At 38.5% G+C, this 20,407-nt stretch carries 19 protein-coding genes and 1 riboswitch; of the genes, 1 reads left to right on the top strand and 18 read right to left on the bottom strand.

Annotated elements, in window-relative coordinates; all coding sequences use genetic code 11:
* Nucleotides 1–64 precede the first annotated feature (64 nt).
* The 12 genes from V7138_RS16310 to V7138_RS16255 all read right to left on the bottom strand — a co-directional run bounded on the left by V7138_RS16310 (nucleotide 65) and on the right by V7138_RS16255 (nucleotide 14,430).
* Nucleotides 65–694, bottom strand: coding sequence for a response regulator transcription factor (locus V7138_RS16310; protein WP_335399219.1), 630 nt, complete (start codon nucleotides 692–694; stop codon nucleotides 65–67).
* 14 nt (nucleotides 695–708) lie between these two features.
* Nucleotides 709–1,791 carry a sensor histidine kinase gene (locus V7138_RS16305; RefSeq protein WP_335399217.1) on the bottom strand — a complete coding sequence of 361 codons (1,083 nt, stop codon included), beginning with the start codon at nucleotides 1,789–1,791 and terminating at the stop codon, nucleotides 709–711.
* A gap of 241 nt (nucleotides 1,792–2,032) precedes the next feature.
* Nucleotides 2,033–2,827 carry an MBL fold metallo-hydrolase gene (locus V7138_RS16300; RefSeq protein WP_335399215.1) on the bottom strand — a complete coding sequence of 265 codons (795 nt, stop codon included), beginning with the start codon at nucleotides 2,825–2,827 and terminating at the stop codon, nucleotides 2,033–2,035.
* A 6-nt stretch (nucleotides 2,828–2,833) separates the two neighbouring features.
* Nucleotides 2,834–3,610, bottom strand: a complete 777-nt coding sequence (locus V7138_RS16295; RefSeq protein WP_335399213.1) for a two-component system regulatory protein YycI — start codon at nucleotides 3,608–3,610, stop codon at nucleotides 2,834–2,836.
* Nucleotides 3,597–4,934, bottom strand: a complete 1,338-nt coding sequence (locus V7138_RS16290) for a YycH family regulatory protein (protein ID WP_335399211.1) — start codon at nucleotides 4,932–4,934, stop codon at nucleotides 3,597–3,599. The genes V7138_RS16295 and V7138_RS16290 overlap by 14 nt, the downstream gene beginning before the upstream one ends.
* Nucleotides 4,915–6,750 carry a cell wall metabolism sensor histidine kinase WalK gene (gene walK / locus V7138_RS16285; RefSeq protein ID WP_335399209.1) on the bottom strand — a complete coding sequence of 612 codons (1,836 nt, stop codon included), beginning with the start codon at nucleotides 6,748–6,750 and terminating at the stop codon, nucleotides 4,915–4,917. Before walK ends, V7138_RS16290 begins: the two co-directional genes overlap by 20 nt.
* An 8-nt stretch (nucleotides 6,751–6,758) precedes the next feature.
* Nucleotides 6,759–7,466 (bottom strand): response regulator YycF, encoded by a 708-nt coding sequence (yycF, locus tag V7138_RS16280; RefSeq protein ID WP_335399207.1) that lies wholly within the window; start codon nucleotides 7,464–7,466, stop codon nucleotides 6,759–6,761.
* A 238-nt stretch (nucleotides 7,467–7,704) separates the two neighbouring features.
* The gene (locus V7138_RS16275) at nucleotides 7,705–9,138 is read right to left on the bottom strand and encodes a M23 family metallopeptidase (protein WP_335399205.1); all 1,434 of its coding nucleotides are present in this window, start codon (nucleotides 9,136–9,138) and stop codon (nucleotides 7,705–7,707) included.
* A 390-nt stretch (nucleotides 9,139–9,528) separates the two neighbouring features.
* Entirely contained in the window at nucleotides 9,529–10,893 is a 1,365-nt protein-coding gene (dnaB, locus tag V7138_RS16270; protein ID WP_335399203.1) for a replicative DNA helicase, read from the bottom strand.
* A gap of 164 nt (nucleotides 10,894–11,057) precedes the next feature.
* Nucleotides 11,058–11,504, bottom strand: coding sequence for a 50S ribosomal protein L9 (rplI, locus tag V7138_RS16265; protein ID WP_335399201.1), 447 nt, complete (start codon nucleotides 11,502–11,504; stop codon nucleotides 11,058–11,060).
* On the bottom strand, nucleotides 11,501–13,474 hold the full coding sequence (locus V7138_RS16260; RefSeq protein WP_335399199.1) for a DHH family phosphoesterase: 1,974 nt from the start codon (nucleotides 13,472–13,474) through the stop codon (nucleotides 11,501–11,503). Before V7138_RS16260 ends, rplI begins: the two co-directional genes overlap by 4 nt.
* A gap of 26 nt (nucleotides 13,475–13,500) precedes the next feature.
* The gene (locus tag V7138_RS16255) at nucleotides 13,501–14,430 is read right to left on the bottom strand and encodes a YybS family protein (protein ID WP_335399198.1); all 930 of its coding nucleotides are present in this window, start codon (nucleotides 14,428–14,430) and stop codon (nucleotides 13,501–13,503) included.
* A 204-nt stretch (nucleotides 14,431–14,634) separates the two neighbouring features.
* A riboswitch (TPP riboswitch) is annotated at nucleotides 14,635–14,736 on the top strand.
* A gap of 74 nt (nucleotides 14,737–14,810) precedes the next feature.
* On the opposite strand from V7138_RS16255, the gene thiT reads away from it, so the two are divergent.
* Nucleotides 14,811–15,380, top strand: a complete 570-nt coding sequence (thiT, locus tag V7138_RS16250; RefSeq protein WP_335399197.1) for an energy-coupled thiamine transporter ThiT — start codon at nucleotides 14,811–14,813, stop codon at nucleotides 15,378–15,380.
* 89 nt (nucleotides 15,381–15,469) lie between these two features.
* On the opposite strand, the gene rpsR is transcribed toward thiT, so the two are convergent.
* The 6 genes from rpsR to V7138_RS16220 all read right to left on the bottom strand — a co-directional run bounded on the left by rpsR (nucleotide 15,470) and on the right by V7138_RS16220 (nucleotide 20,382).
* A complete protein-coding gene (gene rpsR, locus V7138_RS16245; protein ID WP_010677416.1) occupies nucleotides 15,470–15,709 on the bottom strand; it encodes a 30S ribosomal protein S18 in 240 nt (79 codons plus the stop codon).
* Nucleotides 15,710–15,755: 46 nt separating this feature from the next.
* Nucleotides 15,756–16,310 (bottom strand): single-stranded DNA-binding protein, encoded by a 555-nt coding sequence (gene ssb / locus V7138_RS16240; RefSeq protein WP_335399194.1) that lies wholly within the window; start codon nucleotides 16,308–16,310, stop codon nucleotides 15,756–15,758.
* Between the two features lie 54 nt (nucleotides 16,311–16,364).
* On the bottom strand, nucleotides 16,365–16,652 hold the full coding sequence (rpsF, locus tag V7138_RS16235) for a 30S ribosomal protein S6 (protein ID WP_335399192.1): 288 nt from the start codon (nucleotides 16,650–16,652) through the stop codon (nucleotides 16,365–16,367).
* Between the two features lie 195 nt (nucleotides 16,653–16,847).
* Complete coding sequence (gene ychF, locus V7138_RS16230; protein WP_335399360.1) at nucleotides 16,848–17,948, bottom strand: redox-regulated ATPase YchF; 1,101 nt, start codon at nucleotides 17,946–17,948, stop codon at nucleotides 16,848–16,850.
* A gap of 119 nt (nucleotides 17,949–18,067) precedes the next feature.
* Entirely contained in the window at nucleotides 18,068–20,074 is a 2,007-nt protein-coding gene (locus V7138_RS16225; protein WP_438824367.1) for a molybdopterin-dependent oxidoreductase, read from the bottom strand.
* Nucleotides 20,075–20,184: 110 nt separating this feature from the next.
* Complete coding sequence (locus V7138_RS16220) at nucleotides 20,185–20,382, bottom strand: DUF951 domain-containing protein (RefSeq protein WP_335368137.1); 198 nt, start codon at nucleotides 20,380–20,382, stop codon at nucleotides 20,185–20,187.
* Between the last annotated feature and the right edge of the window lie 25 nt (nucleotides 20,383–20,407).

Raw genomic sequence — 20,407 nt, 5'->3', positions numbered from 1 at the left:
ATGTAAAAAACATGACTTTAGTCATTTAATAAAAAAAAGGGCTATCCACTTTGTTTGGACACCCTTACGTAATATCATTTTTCACGGCAAAAATCGCTAACTGCGTACGGTCGCGAAGCTCCAATTTATGCAAAATTTGTGTTATATGGTTTTTTACCGTTCCAATCGATAAAAATAATTCATCTGCGATTTCTTTATTTGTCTTTCCTTCCCCTACTAGTCTTGTAATATCCAGTTCCCTAGCGGACAAAGGCAATTCAATTTTTTTCTCTATCTTATGTAATAAACGTGGCATCACCTTTGCCACAACCTCTTCATGTATGGGCAGTCCTCCTTGAAAGCAGCTATGTACAGCATGGATCAGTGTTTGTTGATCTGATGTTTTTAATAAAAAGGCGTTGGCCCCATATTTTAATGCCTGAATTGCATATTCATCGTCATTAAAGGTTGTAAGAATTAAAATCTTTACATTTGGCCAGCGTTCCTTAATTTTTCTTGTCGCATCGAGGCCATTCATAACCGGCATTCGAATGTCCATTAGCACCACATCAATAACATGGGCCTCCATCTTATTGATTGCGTCTTCCCCATTTTCCGCTTCCGCTACTACCCGTATTTGCTTATCTTGCTGTAGCATAAGCTTTAAGCCCTGTCTCACAATGGATTGATCTTCTACAATTAACACATTTAACATGTAAGTTCCCTCCCTTACATTTTCACTAATGGAATCATCCCTTTTATCACAAACTGTTCATCCGTTTGATAGACTGCGAGCGTTCCATCTAATTCCTCTACACGTTTTCGCATATTTGATAGTCCAAATCCTTCTTGAAAGGGTTCTTTCCTATGAATGCGATTTTTAACGATACATTCCATATTCCCGTCTGCTGTTTTTCCTAGTTCCACCTGTACCTCACGTGAATGAGCATGACGCATTGCATTTGTAAGCCCTTCTTGGATGACACGATAAAGCACGACACTTTGTTTATTTGTGAGCTGCTCAGAAAGAATTCCCTGCCTTGTTGTAAACTGGACCAAAATATGACTTTCAGATTCAAGCTTTTTAATCAGCTGCAAAATCGTTGCAATTCCTTCATGTTCTCTGTCCTTTAAGGTTCGAACAGCATAACGAGTTTCTTCTAAACTCTCTTTCGCCAATTGCTTTATTTCTTTGTAGTGTTCAGGCCCTTGTTGGATGGAAAGAATCTCTACCTGCATTAATAGGGCTGTTAATTTATGTCCAACGGAATCATGAATGTCTCTTGCAATCTTTGTCCTCTCCTGATAGCGTGCCTCCTCTTCCATAGCAAGTGCTACCCTTTTTAGCTTCCGATATTCCCCAAGCAATTCTTCATAAAGATTCCGCTGCTCTTCCCGCTTCGTCCATAGATCATTCACCTGGAGTGCAAGAAGATAGAATAAGAGAAAATAAACGTACATGGACAATTCAATTTCCACCACAAAAATAAACCCCAATAAGGATGCTGCCGTTAAAGCCACAAGTCCCTTAAATGGTTTACCTTCCAATTGATTCGCTCCCAATAGCGTCACATACATCAATAGTAAAAACACAAATGGGTTTCCAGCTTCTGCAACTCCTAACACAAGCAAGAGCCCAGTAATGATTCCATATAAATGCACTGGCTTTGGTGTGATTCTCAGAAAGAAATAGAAAGACATAACTGCTGCACAAATCATGATTGAAGAGGCATTTGGTATCGACTCATCATAAATGAAAAACAATCCCCAAAGCGCCATTAAACCTGCCGTCCGTAAAACAAAAGATTTCATACGCTCACCACTTTCGTCTTAGTTTCAAATTACTAGAATTTGCTAGCTACGGCAAGTGTTTTTCCAAACAAAAAGCCCATCTGAACAAAATCAGATAGGCTTTGTCTTTAGATCAAAAACGACTTGCCGTTTTTGTGCCCAGATTTTCTCGAGCTTGCTCGAAAAATTCCTTTGAAAATCTGTGGCATCCGCCGGAGGCTCTAACTTTAAATAGGAGGGGTTTAACTCCTCCTATTTAAAGTTAGACATATGCAAGCTTGGTTGGAATCTTGGGATCTGTATCATACAACTCGAATTGCTCGCCAACGTCATACCCCTTGCTTTCCAAGGTTTGCTTGACCGACATGCGTGCTAATTCTTTTAAATTATTATCCTTACTTAAATGGGCCAAATAGATACGTTTCGTCCGGTCCCCGATAACATCGGACATCGCAAGGGCCGCATCCTCATTCGAAACATGCCCGACATCACTTAAAATACGACGCTTAATGCTCCATGGATAATGCCCCATTTGAAGCATGGACACATCATGGTTGCTTTCAAAAACATACGCGTCCGCATTTTCAATTGTACCCTTCATTCGGTCACTGACATAGCCTGTATCCGTAATTAAAGCAACCTTTTTCCCCTCATGATGGAATACATAAAACATCGGTTCAGCAGCATCATGAGAGACACCGAACGATTCAACATCCATATTTCCAAATGTCTCTACCGTCCCCATTTGAAAAATGAACTTTTGCTCTGTCGGGATGTCCCCAATATTTCGCTCCATTGCCTTCCATGTCTTTTCATTCGCATAGATTGGAAGCTTGTACTTTCTTGCAAGTACACCAAGTCCTTTAATATGATCACTGTGCTCATGTGTAACTAGAATCCCTGAAAGATGCTTAATTTCTTTTTTTATTTCTTTAAATAACAGTTCTAGTTGTTTACCACTTAACCCGGCATCTACAAGCAAGGATTGCTTGTCTGTCCCAACATAGAACGCATTTCCCGTGCTTCCACTTGCAAGCACACTAAAATGCAACCCCATAGTAGTTCACTCTTTCTTATAAATAATTTGTCCTTCAATAGCATTTACATAAATATCGACCTCGTCATCAATGACAACATGCCATGTTGGTGCCAATAGCTGTGATTCTGAATAAGGAACAAGTGGGTAATACCCAATTTCCACTTTCGTCACATGACTGCCTGATTTTAAATGACTATTTTTAAAAAGGTTTTCTAGAGTTTCCTTTGGCGTAATCAAATCCTCCAGCTCATGCTCTATAAACTCAGGGATTAGTGTTTGCTCATAGGAGACGACTTCATGGTCGTCATTCACATATAAATAAATGACCCCGCTAATATTTAGAGACTGTCCAAAGACCTTGTAATCGTTATGTGTTTGGACTAAAACAATGGTCCCTTCCTCTTCATTTACACTCCATAGGGTATATTTCTCACCATCTAACAAATTGTCTTTTACAAATTGTTGGATTCTCACTTGGTCGGTAAACGATATTTTAACAGGATCCTTGAATTTCCCCTTTAATACACCAGCAGTTTCGAGGTTTACATCCTGATTTTTGAGGCTTTTGACATCTTCCTCTGTAAAAATCTTAACCTTTCCGCTAATATAACTTAATTCAACCGGTTCCTTTGGCAAAGCCTCATACGTAATTTCTTCTGCCGCTAATTCCTCATCAATACTCAATTCCGAGAGGACATTCAGCTGACTACTATCCCTTTTTTGAACGAGCTGATACCCTAAAAAGATGTTAAGAATCAGGAAGGTAATGATAAATAAGGACTTGGTTTTACTCCAATCCATCTTCATTCCCCCCTAGACTTTCATCTTTTATCTCGACCTTTGACCAACTTCCATTATACCTGTATGTCCAAATCGGTTGAAGTGAAAGAAACTGGGAATGATCTTCTGTCTCCTTCATTTCATAAGCAATCATCACACTATCTAGTAATTCAGGATTAAAATCAGAAATACCCTTGATGGACTCCATGACCTTTTCTCCCTTTGGAAGTCTAATTTTTACTTGGTCCCAATCAATTTGAAGACTTATGGATGGATGGGTATATTTCACAATTTCATTGTTTTCCCAATGCTGCGTGATATCAGCTAGCCTATTACTACTAAAGACCGGAATGTTTTTCACATATAATTTAAACACAGTCGTTTGGGTCTCTTTATTCCAGCTAAAAAAGCGGTAGTCATCTGTCCAGCCAACGTGTTCATTGACAAAATCAATGCTTGTTTGAATTAAATCTGACGTGGCTGTCTGATTTCGAGTTATGATCGTTGGATTAAGGAATTCAATATACTTTTGATTATGATAGACTCTCAGAAGTCTTGTTCCATCCGTACGAACCTCACCCGTTGTAAGCATGTCCCTTTTGACATGGTCTGGGTTTGCAAATAAGCGCTCAACAAAGGTATTAATCTCAATTTCATCGATATAGTAATCCAGACGATCTACAACCGTGGTATCCTTCGGTAAATATACGGAATTGGTTTCTGATAGCGTATATTCAATCTGTTCAGGATATCTTGTCGCAGTTGTATAAAAACTTCTTTTAAAATCCTTTGTTAACCTGCTATCAACCTGACCTTCATACACCAAGTTATCACCTGTTGATACAAAGTACACAGATCCTTGACCACGATTCTCTGAATCAACATCAATGACAAATCGATCAAAGGAAATCAGAGAATGTTCTTTATCATTAATTTTCATAAAAGATTTATAAAGTTGCAAAGGAAATGGATTTGGAAAGTCAATTTCAACATGTCCACTTCGACTTAAAAAGTCTGCTAAGCCTTCGTTTTGTACAGTGTGTGTAATGTTTTGAACATCATAAATCTCCCAGGTGCTGATCTCTTTCATCACTTTATTTAGTTCTACTCCATTAAAGGTACCAAAATGCTGACCCTCGATATGATAGAGAATGTTACTAGGTTTAATCACTTGAGACGTTTCCTTAAAGACATTTTCCGTTACTTCCTCTACTAAATCATCTGTTGGTTCTAGGTCTTTGTATTGGGGCTGATAGGTCCACAAAGTCCATGTCAGAACAATGCTTGAAAGCACCAAGATGATTAATATGGTTGTTTTTATTGATTCATACTTCATCCCAATCATCCTCTAGCTCCTCTTGAATATCAGCTGTTGGCAGGGTAAAGAATACGGTTGTTCCAACCCCTTCTTCACTTTCAGCCCAAATCCTACCTCCATGAGCAACGACCATTTCTTTGGCAATCGCAAGCCCTAACCCGGTTCCCCCTAATTTCCGTGTCCGCGCTTTATCTACTCGATAAAAACGGTCAAAAATACGATTAATATTATCATCAGGGATCCCGACACCTTGGTCAGACACACTAATCACAATTTCTTCATTTTCCTCGAATGCTTTGAAGGTGACTGTACCACCCTCTGGTGAATACTTCAATGCGTTTGATATGATATTATCTAGTACCTGCGTAATCTTATCCTGATCCATTTCAAGATAAATCGGTTTTTCTGGTAAATTACGGACAAATGATACATGTTGCTCCTTCGCCATTTCAAACCGATCAATAATTCTATGAAAGTACTTTGTAAAATTAATTAAGTCCTTTGAAAATTGATAGTCCTTGCTGTCTAGTTTTGACAATTTAAGCAGGTCATTCACGAGTCGAATCATCCGCTCTGTCTCAGTTTGTGTGACATTTAAAAATTGGGGTGCGATCTTTTCATCCTTCCAAGCACCTTCTGCCAATGCTTCAAGATAACTCCGCATGGTCGTTAACGGCGTTCGTAATTCATGCGAAACATTCGCTACAAACTCACGGCGTTCGCTCTCAATCTTCTCTTGCTCAGTTACATCATATAAAACCGCAATCAAACCATTAATAAAGCCTGACTCCTTTTTAATAACTGAAAAGCTAACCTTGATAATGTATTGCTTTTTATGAGTACTAAAATCTAGAATTTCTGTATCAATATCATGAACAAGCTGTTCAAACGTATATTGATCGTCTAAGCCTAGAACAGATACAATGGATTGTTCTAAGACTGTTTCACGTGAAACATCCAGCATGCTTGCGGCAGGTTCATTAATTAAAATGACCTGCCCCTTTTTGTCTGTCGCAATGACCCCATCTGTCATATGTGCCAATACAGAGGAAAGTTTCCTACGTTCACCTTCTGTTGTCGCCTGGGCATCTTCTATTTTTTTGGATAAATTATTAAAGGTCATGGCTAATTGACCAATCTCATCATGGCCAAATACCTTTACTTTTTTCGAATAATTCCCTTTTCCCAATTCCACAACATGCTTCCTCATCGCAGAAATAGGTCTAGTGATGGTTTGGGCAACAAAAATTCCGAGAATCGCAGTAATCGCCATTGCAATTCCTGTCCCTGTTACAAAAATATCATTGATTTCTTTAATGTCATCGTAGACATTTTCCATCTTTCCTTTTAAATAAATGGCACCAATAATTTCCCCATTTGAACGAATAGGTGTAGAAGATACATACACGCGTTCATAGGATTTTTTATCCAAACGTACGTCATCTGGGTTGTCACCGAGCAATAATGTTCGTTTGACAAAATCCTGATTGGTTTTTCGTCCGACATAACTTTGGTTGTACGGATCTGAACTTCCAATTACACGGCTTTTATTATTAATGACCTGTATTTCCTGAATATCCTCTGACTCATAGTCTTGTAAGATACTCCGAATATCCTTTTCTAAAGTAGAGGGGTCCTCCCTCTCCTTCATCATTTCCTGCTCCATGCTAAACGCTAGCATATTGACACGTTCATTTAACGATACTTTAAAGTTTTCTACTAATCGCAACTCCAGTTTCCCAATAAAATATACCCCTATAATTTGCATGGCAATTAAAATGAGAAGCAAATAAATAAGGGCAAATTTCATGTGAATGGATTGAAAAAATCCTAGTCTTCTCATTTTGGGATTTACTCCTGATCAGGGTTTCGTAAATAATAGCCTACTCCACGTCTTGTTACAATCCAAGTTGGGTGGCTTGGGCTATCTTCAATTTTCTCGCGTAAGCGACGAACGGTTACGTCTACTGTCCGTACATCACCGAAATAATCATAGCCCCATACCGTTTGCAATAAATGCTCTCTTGTCATAACTTGGCCTAAGTGCTTTGCTAAATAATGCAAGAGTTCAAATTCACGGTGCGTTAACTCAATTGTTTCACCACGTTTACTTACAACATATGCATCAGGATGAATGACAAGTGAACCTACTGTTATTTCACTTGATGTATCCTGGCTAACTGCCTCAGAAATTTGTTGGTGTCTACGTAGATTTGCCTTCACACGTGCAAGTAGTTCTCTAGTGCTAAATGGCTTTGTTACATAATCATCCGCACCAAGCTCAAGACCTAATACTTTATCGATCTCAGAATCCTTTGCTGTCAGCATGACAATTGGCATATCATGTTTTTTTCGTACCTCACGACATACCTCCATACCATCTTTATGAGGCAGCATGATATCGAGAAGAATAAGGTCTGGATTCACTTCTTCCACTTTTTCTAATGCCTCGTTGCCATCATAGGCACAAACCACCTTGTATCCTTCTTTTTCAAGATTAAATTGTAATATATCCGCAATTGGTTTCTCATCATCCACTACAAGAATTACTTTTTCCATTCGCCTTATCTCCTTCACATAATAATAAATTTATGAGGCTACATGTATATAGTTCGTATCGTTCCTTTTATTTTGCTCCTTTATCTCTAACTTTAGCAGAAAAAGGGAGGTATATCATCTGTCTGTAAGAAAAAATCAATGATTTAGGACGTTTGTCCATCCCTTTTCCCCTTTCATCATTCTTAATACTTATGAAAAAACCTTCAGCATCATGCCGAAGGTTTAATCCTAAATATTTTTATAGATAATCGATTGGGTTTTTCAGAACCCCATTTATATATAATTCAAAATGTAAGTGCGTTCCGGTTGAGTGACCAGTTGATCCCATCACACCGATTTGTTGGCCTTTCGTCACAGTTTGTCCCACACTGACATGAATGGATGATAAATGTGCATAAATTGTTTTCATTCCATTATTATGGTTAATCACAATTTTATTACCAAAACTTCCATCATATCCCGCTTCTACAACTGTTCCATTGTCAGCTGCTTTAATCGCATGATTACTTGGTCTTGCAATATCAAGTCCTTTGTGGAGTCTTCCCCATCTGTACCCAACATGACTGGAGATATAACCACCAACTGTTGGCCATGCAAGCTGACCAGATCCTCGAGATGGAACAACCTTTGTTCCTTTTTCGATAATCTCAGCTATTGGTTCTTTGATAATGGATTCCCCAACTTTGTTTGTTTCTGTTGTCTTGCCATTGATTGTTTTATATTCATAGTGAACAGACTTTTCACCATCTTGACCTTCTTGGGTTACTTTTCTGTCACCTTTAAACATATTTGCATTCTCATTTATCTTTGTTTCAAATTTGATTGTTTCTTTTTTGTTTTGCTCTTTTTTAACAACAACTGTTAAAAACGGCTTATATGCTGTTACATTTAACTCTTGTCCAATTCGAAGGAGTGAATCTTCCTTCATCTCTGGATTTAAGGCTAAAAGTTGAGATGTTGTTAAATCATGATCTACTGCGATAGAGCCTAGTACATCCCCTTCTTTAACCTGATACTTTTTCTCTTCTAAAGTTCCCTTTTGAAGCAATGTAACAGTATCAGCAGGGTTATGAACCTGCTCAGGTAAAACTTTTTCATCTGAAATTGAAACTTTTTCTTTAAATGAAACGTCTAATAAACGAGATTGTCCTTCAGCTAGTGCTGGTAAAGGCTCTTCTGAGTCTGCTCTAGCTTCTAGCTCTTGCAACTCATCTTCGTTTACATATTGTAATTTTAGTTGTTTAAGAGCTTCATTTGCATCTTCTTCATTCTTAAGGTATGCAACTGGCTCTCCATCAACCGTAATAGCTTTCACTTCTGCTGCAATCTCCAGCTCAGCCTCTAATTTTTTTGCAGCTGCTGTATTATCAAAAGTCGGAAGAAAGGCTTGTTCTTCAACAACTGAAATATTATCTGCGACTAAGGATAGTCCTTGATACTGGTCCTGTAAAGAGTCTACTTCCTGATCAATTACATTCTCAACAACATCTTTGGAATCAACTGTTCCGATTCTTTCGCCATCTATGTATACGTGATACACGGTTTGGATTTTAGTATCTGCGGATACTGTTCCAAACACTAGTGTTGAAAGTGCTACAGATGTAATAGCCACTCGTTTAAACAAAGTCATGTATGTTCTTGGTGCTTTTTCTTTTTTATTTTGGTTTGACACGGTCTTTCCTCCCTGAACAAAGGTTGCTTGTCCGAATGATTCGTTCCTCTCACCCTGTGAGTTGAAAAGCGTTGTCTTACAAAATACGCCAAGACGTATTCGATAGTTCGACAAATCTCTCTATTTTATACTTTTTTAATTTACCATAGAATTAGAAAAATAGTATACTAGTTTCCAATATGTAATATAATTGTAGTATTCCTGACATATTTTTACACGAAAAATGTAGATTTTTGGCATTCATATGAGTCTTTCCTCATACAACACCACGCTTTTCTTAAGGATTCCTGTCGATTTTGCACATCGAAAGACATCTTAGTAGAATTGTTACATAGCTAAATTGGCATATAATGAAAAAAGACGTATCACATATGTGACACGTCTTTTTGATTACGCACCTGGTGGCATACCGGCATCATCAAATCTGCGTTCGAGATTGACGAATTTATTGTATTCTTTTACGAATGCTAACGAAACCGTTCCTACCGGGCCGTTACGCTGCTTTGCGATGATAATCTCAATAATATTCTTATTCTCTGATTCTTTGTCGTAATAATCATCACGGTATAAGAATGCTACAATATCCGCATCCTGCTCGATACTTCCAGATTCACGAATATCTGACATCATCGGACGCTTGTCCTGTCTTTGTTCCACACCACGGGATAGCTGTGATAAGGCGATAACTGGAACCTTTAATTCACGTGCTAATGCTTTTAAGGAACGTGAGATTTCAGAAACCTCTTGTTGGCGGTTTTCTCCGCTTCTACCGCTCCCTTGAATCAATTGAAGGTAATCGATCAGAATCATCCCTAATCCACTTTCCTGCTTAAGTCTACGGCATTTAGAGCGAATCTCATTCACACGAATACCTGGGGTATCATCAATATAAATTCCTGAATTTGATAAACTCCCCATTGCCATCGTTAGCTTACTCCAATCCTCAGGTGTTAAAGAGCCTGTACGTAGGTTTTGCGCATTGATGTTTCCTTCTGCACAAAGCATCCTCATTACTAGCTGCTCTGCCCCCATCTCAAGGCTAAAGATCGCGACATTCTCATCGGTCTTGGTTGCTACGTTTTGAGCGATATTAAGAGCAAAGGCTGTCTTACCAACAGATGGACGGGCCGCAACGATAATTAAGTCATTTCGTTGGAATCCAGCAGTCATTTTATCAAGCTCAGTAAACCCTGTTGGAATTCCCGTAATATCACCTACACGATTATGTAGGGTTTCGATATTATCATAGGTTTGGACGAGAACATCCTTAATATTTTGAAAGGCACCCGCATTTTTACGGTTTGCCACTTCCATAATATTTTTTTCGGCCTCACTTAAAAGAGAATCTACCTCGTCTTCACGTGAATAACCATCCGTTGCAATTGTCGTTGCCGTGCGAATCAGCCGGCGTAAAATCGATTTTTCTTCAATGATTTTGGCATAGTATTCAATATTGGAGGCTGTTGGAACAGAGCCTGCCAAATCACTTAAGTACGAAACTCCACCAATTTCGTCCAAAATCTTTGCATCCGCCAACTCAGAGGTAACCGTTACAAGGTCGACCGGTTCACCTTTATCTGAGAGATTGAGCATCGCGTCAAAAATCTTTTGATGGGCTGCCCGATAAAAGTCTTCTGGAATTAATATTTCTGAAGCCAGAGTTAGTGAGCTCGGTTCTAGAAAAATCGCACCTAAAACTGCCTGTTCCGCCTCTATATTTTGCGGAGGAATACGATCAGCAAAAATGTCACTCAACTATTCTCCACTCCCTTTATCTGTAGTTCTTTATTTTATAGTCTATCTAACTATTATACTTATTTCAGTATGAAAAAGCTTGTTATATGAAAAAATGTGATCTTGTCTGTAACAAAACCACATTCTTCATTCTATCTGTTTTCTATGTTGTTTTTCAATGGAAATTACTGTTCTTTGACATGTACTTTTACAGTTCCTGATACCTCAGGGTGTAGTTTTACAGGTACATTTGTATAACCTAATGCTCTAATTCCATCTGGAAGCTCAAACTTTCGCTTATCAATTTTGATTCCATGCTTTTTCGCTAACTCATCAGCGATTTGTTTACTTGTTACTGAACCGAATAATCGGCCGCCCTCACCCGCTTTTGCTTGTAACTCAACTGTTAGGGCTTCAAGCTTTTCTTTCAATTGCTTTGACTGTGCTAATTCTTCTGCAGCTTCTTTGGATTCTTTATTTTTCTTTGCTTCTAATGTTTTCATGTTTGCTGGTGTCGCTTCAATCGCAAGGTTTTGCTTGAATAGGAAATTGTGTGCGTATCCATCAGATACGTTCTTCACTTCTCCCTTTTTTCCTTTACCTTTTACATCTTTTAAGAAAATAACCTTCATTCCTTGGTACCTCCCTCTAAATACTCATCTATCACTAAAAGTAGCTGTTCTTCTGCTTCTTCTATTGTTGTATCAGCTAACTGTGTTGCTGCGTTTGTCAGATGACCTCCGCCACCTAAACCTTCCATAATCAACTGTACATTAACCTCTCCCAATGAACGAGCACTGATTCCCACTCTTAAATCATGGCGGATGGAAATCACGAATGATGCGACTACGTCATTCATCGTTAGCAATGTATCTGCTGCTTGTGCAATCATCACTTGGTCGAAAGTCTCATTCTCTTTGCCTTTTGCAATCGCAATTCCATTTTTATAAATAAACGCTGACTCAATCAGCCTTGAGCGCTTTTTAAAATGTTCCATATTTTCCTTAAGGAATTTCTGAACAAGGACAGTGTCTGCACCTTGAGCTCGTAAATAGGATGCCGCATCAAATGTTCTTGACCCTGTCCGAAGCGTAAAGCTCTTTGTATCAACAATAATTCCCGCAAGCAAAGCCGTTGCCTCAAGCATATCGATTTTCTTCCGCTTTGGCTGATATTCGAGAAGCTCTGTAACCAACTCAGCTGTCGAAGATGCATATGGCTCCATATATACAAGTAATGGAGATTGTATAAATTCCTCGCCACGACGGTGATGATCAATGACCACAACCTTATCAATTTTAGATACAAGTTTTTCCTCAATCACGAGCGATGGTTTATGAGTGTCCACAACAACAAGCAGCGTGTCATTTGTAGCGATTTCAAGCGCTTGTTCCGGAGTAATAAAATACGACCAAAGTTCCGTATTTTGCTTTACTTCCTCTAGTAGACGACCTACACCTGAATCAATTTCATTCGGGTTTAACACAATGTACCCTTCTTTATGGTTCATTTGTGCCACTTTTGAAATTCCAATAGCAGCGCCTACCGCATCCATATCAGGGTATTTATGACCCATTATGATGACTTTATCACTGTCTGTAACAATTTCCTTTAATGCATGTGAAATCACGCGTGCGCGGACTCTAGTCCGTTTTTCCATTGGGTTTGTTTTTCCGCCATAAAACTTAACCTTTCCATTCGGTAGCTTTATCGCTACTTGGTCTCCCCCCCGTCCCAATGCCAGGTCCAAGCTCGATTGTGCAGCAACACCCAACTCTGGTAGGGTTGGAACCCCAATTCCAATCCCAATGCTTAAGGTTAATGCTACACTATCCTTCGCAGTATTTTCCCTCACATCATCCAATATTGTAAACTTTGTCTTTTCAAGATTGGACAAGATTTCTTCATTCAACACTGCGATAAATCGCTCGGATGAAGTCCTTTTTAGAAATACGCCATGTTCGGTCGCCCATTCGTTAAGAAGCGATGTAACCTGGCTATTTAACGAACTCTTTCGTTGATCATCCATCCCTTGGGTTACTTCATCATAATTATCTAAATAGATAATTCCTAATACCGTACGCTCAGCTTCATACAATTGCACAATTTCCATTTGTTCCGTAACATCAAAGAAATAAAGCAAGCGTTCTTCTCTCTTTATAATGACCTTAAATTTCTGCTCATTTAACGTAATTGTGTCACTTTCGACTTCTTGTTGAATTAATGGAACAATCAGTTCTTCAACCTCATAAAGAGATCTCCCTACAAGAGTATCAGCATCAAGAAAATTCGATAAATAGGCGTTCGCCCACTCCACCTGAAACTCATCATTATAAAGCAAGATCCCAATCGGCATTTCCATTAAAGCTTCTTCGCCAACTTTTTTTAAACGGTACGAAAGGGTCGAGATATAATGCTCCATTTCTTTTTTCATAAGTGAGTTTGCTTTGTATAAAAAATACACAATCAATCCAAGGAGCAAAAAACATGCTAACCCAATTATCCATTTAAAATAAGTAAGAATTGCACTAAAAATACCTGTAATCACAAGCAATGCATAGATAGGATAGCGAAATAACCTTCTGTTGTAAAAGTCTGGCATGTAATTTCAGCTCCTAAAGCTTTGATTTACTTCTTTCCACTAATTCGATTTCGCAGTTGGAATCCTAAGTCAATTATACCTAAGATTCGAATAATATAAAGGAGAAATGGTGAAAGAATCGTCAGTACAATAGGCACAGCCTTTGTAATTCCTTTTTGATGACAAAAATAATAAATAAAAGATAAACCTTGAATCACCATAAACATCTGCAAAACAAAAAAGAGATTTAAAAAGGCAGTATACCCAAACGTGCCTTTTTCCATTTCAACAAAGCTAAAAAGTAAAATCAGTAAGTAATACCATAAGATGCTCTTAGGAAACGAAATCTCACGAAATGGCGGAAATGGATTCATTTTAACCTGAAGTCGTACAAGCACCGGTTTCATGGCGACAACCGTTACAAAAGCAAAAAGCATTGCAAGTAAAACAAACATGCTTGGGATCATGTACTGCATCATCTCTATTGAGTCTTCCAGTTGCGTTACGACCTCGGTATTTACTTCGCCTCCTGTTGCCCTCATTATACTCTCAGCCATTGCAAAAGATTCCCGTGAGCTTTCACGAATCATATCAAAGACATCAATTTGCAAAACCAAAATGGCTGTTACATACAGAAGCACGATTGAGAACAAGTATGACAAACAAGACCCCAAAAATAGATCAATCCCGCTTCTTCCTCGGTTAATTAGTTCACCTAACAGGATTCCTGTAATTCCAAACATAATCGTATGTATAACCCCAAAGACAGAACCTAATAAACCCGATAATAAAAAAGCAATTAGAATAAATAGCAATGACTGCTTAACCTTATATTTCACCGTAAACAGGATAAACGGAATGGGCAAAAGGAATGAAAGTACTACTCCAAGCAGTGGTAGATATAATGTAAGGAGTAACAATACACTATATATGGCTAATAGCATTGCGCCTTCTGTTATAATTTTTGCGTTTTTCACCTTTTCACCTCAACTTATATGGCAACTGAACCTATTTGTTCATCACCTTCTATTTTAAAGATTTACTAGAAAGTCTTCAACTTTTGGAATTCCACAGGATTTAGTGACTTCGTACGTGTCGCTTTCAATCAAAGTCCCTCTGTGCCGAATCTTTTTGTTTTACTTTTCCCTATTTTGGATTATGATAGTATTTATATAAGGAAACGTAACCACAAGGGGAGCAATTTTGCTGAGAGTGAACATGAATGTTCAGACCCTTCGAACCTGTTAGTTAAATCTAGCGTAGGGATGTGGAAAAATGTTGAGAACCACTACTTTTATTAAAGTTGTTCTCCCTTGGGGTACGTTCATTTACAACATACTTCAAGGGGGATTTTTTTATGAGAAACACAAGATTACAGGCAATGATCGAAGCTGCGATTTTTGCGGTATTGGCGCTAGCGCTGGATATGTTTGTACCATCAATTAAATTCGGGCCATCAATCTCGATATCATTTGCAATGATTCCGGTATTTATTGTAGCTCTTAGATGGGGATTTAAAATTGGATTTCTTTCAGGATTCTTATGGGGACTTTTACAAGTCATTTTTGATCCGTGGATTATCCATCCAGTTCAAGGGGCCATTGACTATTTCTTAGCATTTTCTTTCATTGGGTTTGCTGGATTATTTAAAAACAGTGTTCAGAAAAGCTTAAATGAAGGTAATAAAGGAAAATCACTAGCCTTCATTATTTCAGCCATTTTTATCGGCAGCTTAGCTCGTTATTTCTGGCATTTTGTATCAGGATTTGTCTTCTTTGCTGAACAGCTTACAGGATTTGACGCCATATGGTTCTCCTTAACGGCGAACATCATCACTATGCTTGGTGCTTTCATATTCTGTTCCATAGTCATGACTTTATTAATACTAGCTTCACCACGCTTTTTTGTATTAAAACAAAGTATATAAGTTTCAAAGGGACCATAGAAATGGTGCTTAAGAATTTCAATAAGAACTAAAAAAGCGATGACCGCATTGGCGATCATCGCTTTTATTTATTACTCACCAGATACATATGGTAATAATGCCATTTGACGAGCACGTTTAATAGCAACTGTTAATTTACGTTGGTATTTAGCGCTTGTACCTGTTACACGACGAGGTAAGATTTTACCACGCTCAGAAACGAATTTTTTAAGTAAATCTACTTCTTTGTAATCGATGTGTGTAATACCATTAGCTGTGAAGTAACACACTTTACGACGTTTTGCACGTCCACCTTTACGTCCGCCTGCCATTTGTTTTTCCTCCTTCCAAATTATATTATATTGAATGACTTACAAGTTAGAATGGAAGATCATCATCTGAAATATCAATAGGTTGTCCGTCATTTGCAAATGGATCTTGATCTACTCTTGTAGGTCCCTGGTTTTGATTTGGGTTCTGACTCTGTCCAAATGGAGAGTATCCGCCTTGGTTTCCACCCTGGTTGCCACCATATCCACCTTGATTTCCACCATAGCCTCCGCCTTGGTTTCCGCCAAAGTTACCTCCACTGCTGCGCTGTTGGTCATTCGCATTTCTAGGTTCAAGGAATTGAACACTTTCCGCTACAACCTCAGTAACATATACGCGTTTGCCATCCTGACCTTCATAATTTCTTGTTTGAATACGACCATCAACGCCAGCTAAGCTTCCTTTTTTGAGGAAGTTTGCAACATTTTCAGCTGGTCGGCGCCAAACAACGCAATTAATGAAGTCAGCCTCACGTTCACCTGACTGATTCGTAAATGCTCGATTCACTGCAAGTGTGAAGGTTGCAACTGCAACTCCACTTGGGGTATATCGTAATTCTGGGTCCTTTGTAAGTCTCCCTACTAGAACGACACGATTCATCATCAGAACCATCTCCTTAACAGGATATTAAAACAGAGTCTATACTCTAAACAATTCTTATTCTTCTTCTTTAACAATGATATGACGGATAATGTCTTCACTGATCTTTGCTAAACGATCGAATTCGCTAACAGCTTCAGCATTAGACATAACGTTAAGAATCATGTAATAACCATCGCGGAAATCATTGATTTCATAAGCTAAACGGCGCTTACCCCATTCTTTTACGTTTGTAATCTCCGCACCATTGTCAGTTAAAACGCCATTAAAACGCTCAACTAAAGCTTTCTTCGCTTCATCATCAATGTTTGGACGGATGATATACATAATTTCGTATTTTCTCATCACGTTACACCTCCTTTTGGACTAACGGCCCTTTACCTAAAAAGGGCAAGGAGCAATTATTTCAATTACTCACAGAAAAATATTATACCACATGAATATTTTATAGGCAAGGAGTGTTTAATTTTACTCACAGAGTTCTTATTAAACAAAAAGCCACAAAACGAAACTTCGTCCTGCGGCTAACATCAACATACCTTATACATTAAATCGGAAATGGATAACATCTCCGTCTTGAACTACATATTCTTTTCCTTCAAGACGTACTTTACCTGCTTCACGAGCAGCCGTCATTGAGCCGCCTGCAAGCAAATCTTCATACGATACCGTCTCAGCACGAATAAATCCTCTCTCAAAATCGGAGTGAATGATCCCTGCGCATTGTGGAGCTTTCATTCCTTTTCTAAACGTCCACGCTCTCACTTCTTGTACACCAGCTGTAAAATATGTAGCTAGTCCTAGTAAATGATAAGCAGCGCGAATCAACTGATCAAGCCCTGATTCCTCAATTCCAAGTTCTTCAAGGAACATCGCTTTTTCTTCCCCTTCGAGCTCCACAATCTCAGATTCAATCTTCGCACAGATAACAATGACTTCTGCATTCTCTTTTTGAGCAAACACACGAACTAACTGAACATACTCATTTGAAGAAGGATCCACTATATCATCTTCACCAACATTAGCAACGTATAAAACTGGTTTGCTTGTTAGTAAATGCATGCCCTTTACATATTTCATTTGTTCATCCGTAAATTCAATTGCACGAGCCGGCTGTTCATTTTCAAATGCTTCTTTTAACATTACAAGCACTTCATGTTCAGCAACGGCATCCTTATCCTTCTGCTTTGCAAGCTTCGCTACACGGTCAATCCGCTTATCTACAGATTCTAAATCTGCTAAAATAAGCTCTAAATTGATTGTCTCAATATCTGCAATTGGATCAACCTTACCTGATACGTGTGTAATATTGTCATCTGCAAAACAGCGCACAACATGGCAAATTGCATCCACTTGACGGATATGTGATAAGAATTTATTACCAAGACCTTCCCCTTTACTGGCCCCTTTAACAATCCCAGCAATATCCGTAAATTCAAAGGTAGTTGGGACTGTCTTTTTTGGTTGTACTAATTCTGTCAATTTATTTAAACGCTCATCCGGTACTTCAACAATTCCCACGTTTGGGTCAATTGTACAGAACGGATAATTCGCTGATTCCGCGCCTGCCTGTGTTATTGCATTAAAAAGAGTTGATTTTCCAACGTTTGGAAGACCAACGATACCTGCTGTTAACGCCATTGATTTTTCCACTCCTCTTATCCGTAACATACTAACTAGCCTTCAACAATTATAGATATTCCTTATCAAAAATACAAGCCGTTTCAGCTGGAAACGGCTTTCGGAAAAATACCGATATCTTATTCATTCACCTTTTCTATTCCAACAAGGCAGTCATATAACGTACTGCCAAGACCATTGTCAGAAACCTGATGAGAGGTAAGTTGATTCACACTGCCACCAAAAATATGCCATTGTCCTTCATCTATACACACAATATTTGGTGCAGAGTCCTTTAAAATTTGGACCTTTCCTGTGATATCTCCGCGTTCGTTAAATACCCTCACTCGATCATTTGGCTCAAGACCCTTTTGCTCTGCAATGTCCTTTGAAATCTCAACCTTTACTGTTTGTAATCCTTCGATTAAATGATAATTTTGTGAATGGTTTGAGCGTAATGGATGAATGGTTAATAATGAATATGGATATTTTTTTGATAATTCTTCGTTTGAATGAATCGATTCTCTCGGATATGAAATTTTCAAACGCCCATCATATCCTTTTATCTCCCCGAGTGTCGACGTAAACTCAAATTTTCCAGACGGGGTTTTAAATTGAAAGTCTTGCCACGGAACAAGCTGTACAGGAAGAGGAACATGGCTTTTCTCTTTTATATATTCCAGTGTAATTCCTTCATCCTGTAATGAACCTAATCCCATTTTAATAAACTCTTCTCTCGTATAATTAAAATCTTCACCAAAACCTAGTCTTTTTGCTAGTTCTGTCCAAATCCAAACATCCGATTTTGCCTCACCACGAGCTTCGACTAACTGTGGTCCATAATTTACATAGTGATGGTACATGGAAGAATAATAAATATCTTCTTCCTCAAAAACAGTCGCTGACGGAAGTACATAATCCGCTAATCTTGCTGTATCTGTCATGAACTGTTCTAGAACAACCACCGTGTCTACTGACTGAAATGCTTCCTGAACAAGAGCTGTATTCGGTACCTGCGTTAATGGGTTTCCGCATGATACCATGATCATTTTAATCGGTGGCTCTGATGCTGTTAAGATTTTTTCAGCTTGTTCAGCCATCACAAATGCCCTTGACTCTTTCTTCCTCTCAGGAAGTGTCAGTGCTTCACTATCAAAACTTTGACCAACCTGTGTATTTCCAAAATTGGCACCACCACCTGGAATACCAACGTTCCCGCTCACTGCAACAAGGGCATCAATTAAACGAATTGTATTTCCCCCATTCGCGTAGCGCTGCATGCCTAAACCCAAATAAGTTACGGTTGGACCATTACTATAAACACGGGCTAAATGTGTAATTGTTTCACGTGAAACATTTGTTACTTCCTCAATTTGTTCCATTGTGATCGACTGCAAGACATCCACTAGATGTTCAAATCCAACTGTATGTGTTGAAATAAAATCTTGATCCTGTAGTCCTAAACGAAGTAACTCCTTCATAATTCCAATTGCCAAAAACCCATCCATTCCTGGAGTAATGGGGATATATGAATTTGCGATTTTAGCCGTACCATTATAAATCGGGTCAATGACGATAATATTGACCCCCTTCTTTTTCACTTCCTGTAAGTAAGCAAAAAGATGCATATTCGTACGTGTCACATTTCTTCCCCAAATAATTACATTTTTACTATTGTAGATATCCTCGGGAGCGTGGCTAGCCGCATTTCCAAAATCCCAATTCTGTGCTTCAATTCCCGAACCCCAACATATGCTACCGATTAATTCCGTCGCACCTCCAAAACAATTAAAAAAGCGATCTGGAATTTTTGTTAAAAGCCCTCCATTTGCATAGTCATGACTGTGCAACACAGATGTGGAACCATATTTCTGTTTCACCTCTGAAAGTTTCGCTGAAATTTCCGTTAAAGCCTGTTCCCATGTAATTCTTTGAAACTCTCCATCTATTTTTTTCAATGGATAAAGAATCCGGTCATCAGAATTTGTTCTTGCTTCCAGCATACGGCCCCTACCGCAAATTTTACCCTTTGTAATCGGATGTTCTTTATCTCCATCTATTTTTAAAATTTTTCCGTTTTCTACTTCAACAACAAAACCACAGCTGTCCCAACAATTTAACGGACATGCAGATTTAATTGTGGTCACTCTACTCATCTCCCTACAAAGCTCCAACTTTCATAATGTTTATTATAAATGACCGATTCAAAAATTCTATAAAAAAGATTTGCCAGAAATATAAAAAAAAGCACGAGGCTTTATTCCTCATGCTTAACAAGTATCTTTTTCAACTTTCGTCCAAATTCTTTTCGTGGGATAAGCACACTATGTTCGCAGCCCTCGCACTTAATTCGAATATCCATTCCAAGTCGGATGATTTTCCATTTATTAGTTCCGCACGGATGAGGTTTCTTCATTTCTACAATATCATGTAATCCGTAGTCTTTATCAACCATGACATTCACCCTTTATCCTCGTATA

Origin of the sequence: Bacillus sp. JJ1533, from assembly GCF_036965045.1 — a bacterium.
GTDB lineage: Bacteria > Bacillota > Bacilli > Bacillales > Bacillaceae_L > Ferdinandcohnia.
The sequence above is the reverse complement of the archived record's forward strand: the minus strand, read 5'-3'. Positions and strand labels throughout refer to the sequence as shown.

Coding starts and splice junctions, on each gene's coding strand:
- V7138_RS16310 (WP_335399219.1), bottom strand. CDS start 694: ATGTTAAATGTGTTAATTGTAGAAGATCAATCCATTGTGAGACAGGGC.
- V7138_RS16305 (WP_335399217.1), bottom strand. CDS start 1,791: ATGAAATCTTTTGTTTTACGGACGGCAGGTTTAATGGCGCTTTGGGGA.
- V7138_RS16300 (WP_335399215.1), bottom strand. CDS start 2,827: ATGGGGTTGCATTTTAGTGTGCTTGCAAGTGGAAGCACGGGAAATGCG.
- V7138_RS16295 (WP_335399213.1), bottom strand. CDS start 3,610: ATGGATTGGAGTAAAACCAAGTCCTTATTTATCATTACCTTCCTGATT.
- V7138_RS16290 (WP_335399211.1), bottom strand. CDS start 4,934: ATGATTGGGATGAAGTATGAATCAATAAAAACAACCATATTAATCATC.
- walK (WP_335399209.1), bottom strand. CDS start 6,750: ATGAGAAGACTAGGATTTTTTCAATCCATTCACATGAAATTTGCCCTT.
- yycF (WP_335399207.1), bottom strand. CDS start 7,466: ATGGAAAAAGTAATTCTTGTAGTGGATGATGAGAAACCAATTGCGGAT.
- rplI (WP_335399201.1), bottom strand. CDS start 11,504: ATGAAGGTTATTTTCTTAAAAGATGTAAAAGGTAAAGGAAAAAAGGGA.
- V7138_RS16260 (WP_335399199.1), bottom strand. CDS start 13,474: ATGCCAGACTTTTACAACAGAAGGTTATTTCGCTATCCTATCTATGCA.
- thiT (WP_335399197.1), top strand. CDS start 14,811: ATGAGAAACACAAGATTACAGGCAATGATCGAAGCTGCGATTTTTGCG.
- rpsR (WP_010677416.1), bottom strand. CDS start 15,709: ATGGCAGGCGGACGTAAAGGTGGACGTGCAAAACGTCGTAAAGTGTGT.
- ssb (WP_335399194.1), bottom strand. CDS start 16,310: ATGATGAATCGTGTCGTTCTAGTAGGGAGACTTACAAAGGACCCAGAA.
- rpsF (WP_335399192.1), bottom strand. CDS start 16,652: ATGAGAAAATACGAAATTATGTATATCATCCGTCCAAACATTGATGAT.
- ychF (WP_335399360.1), bottom strand. CDS start 17,948: ATGGCGTTAACAGCAGGTATCGTTGGTCTTCCAAACGTTGGAAAATCA.
- V7138_RS16220 (WP_335368137.1), bottom strand. CDS start 20,382: ATGGTTGATAAAGACTACGGATTACATGATATTGTAGAAATGAAGAAA.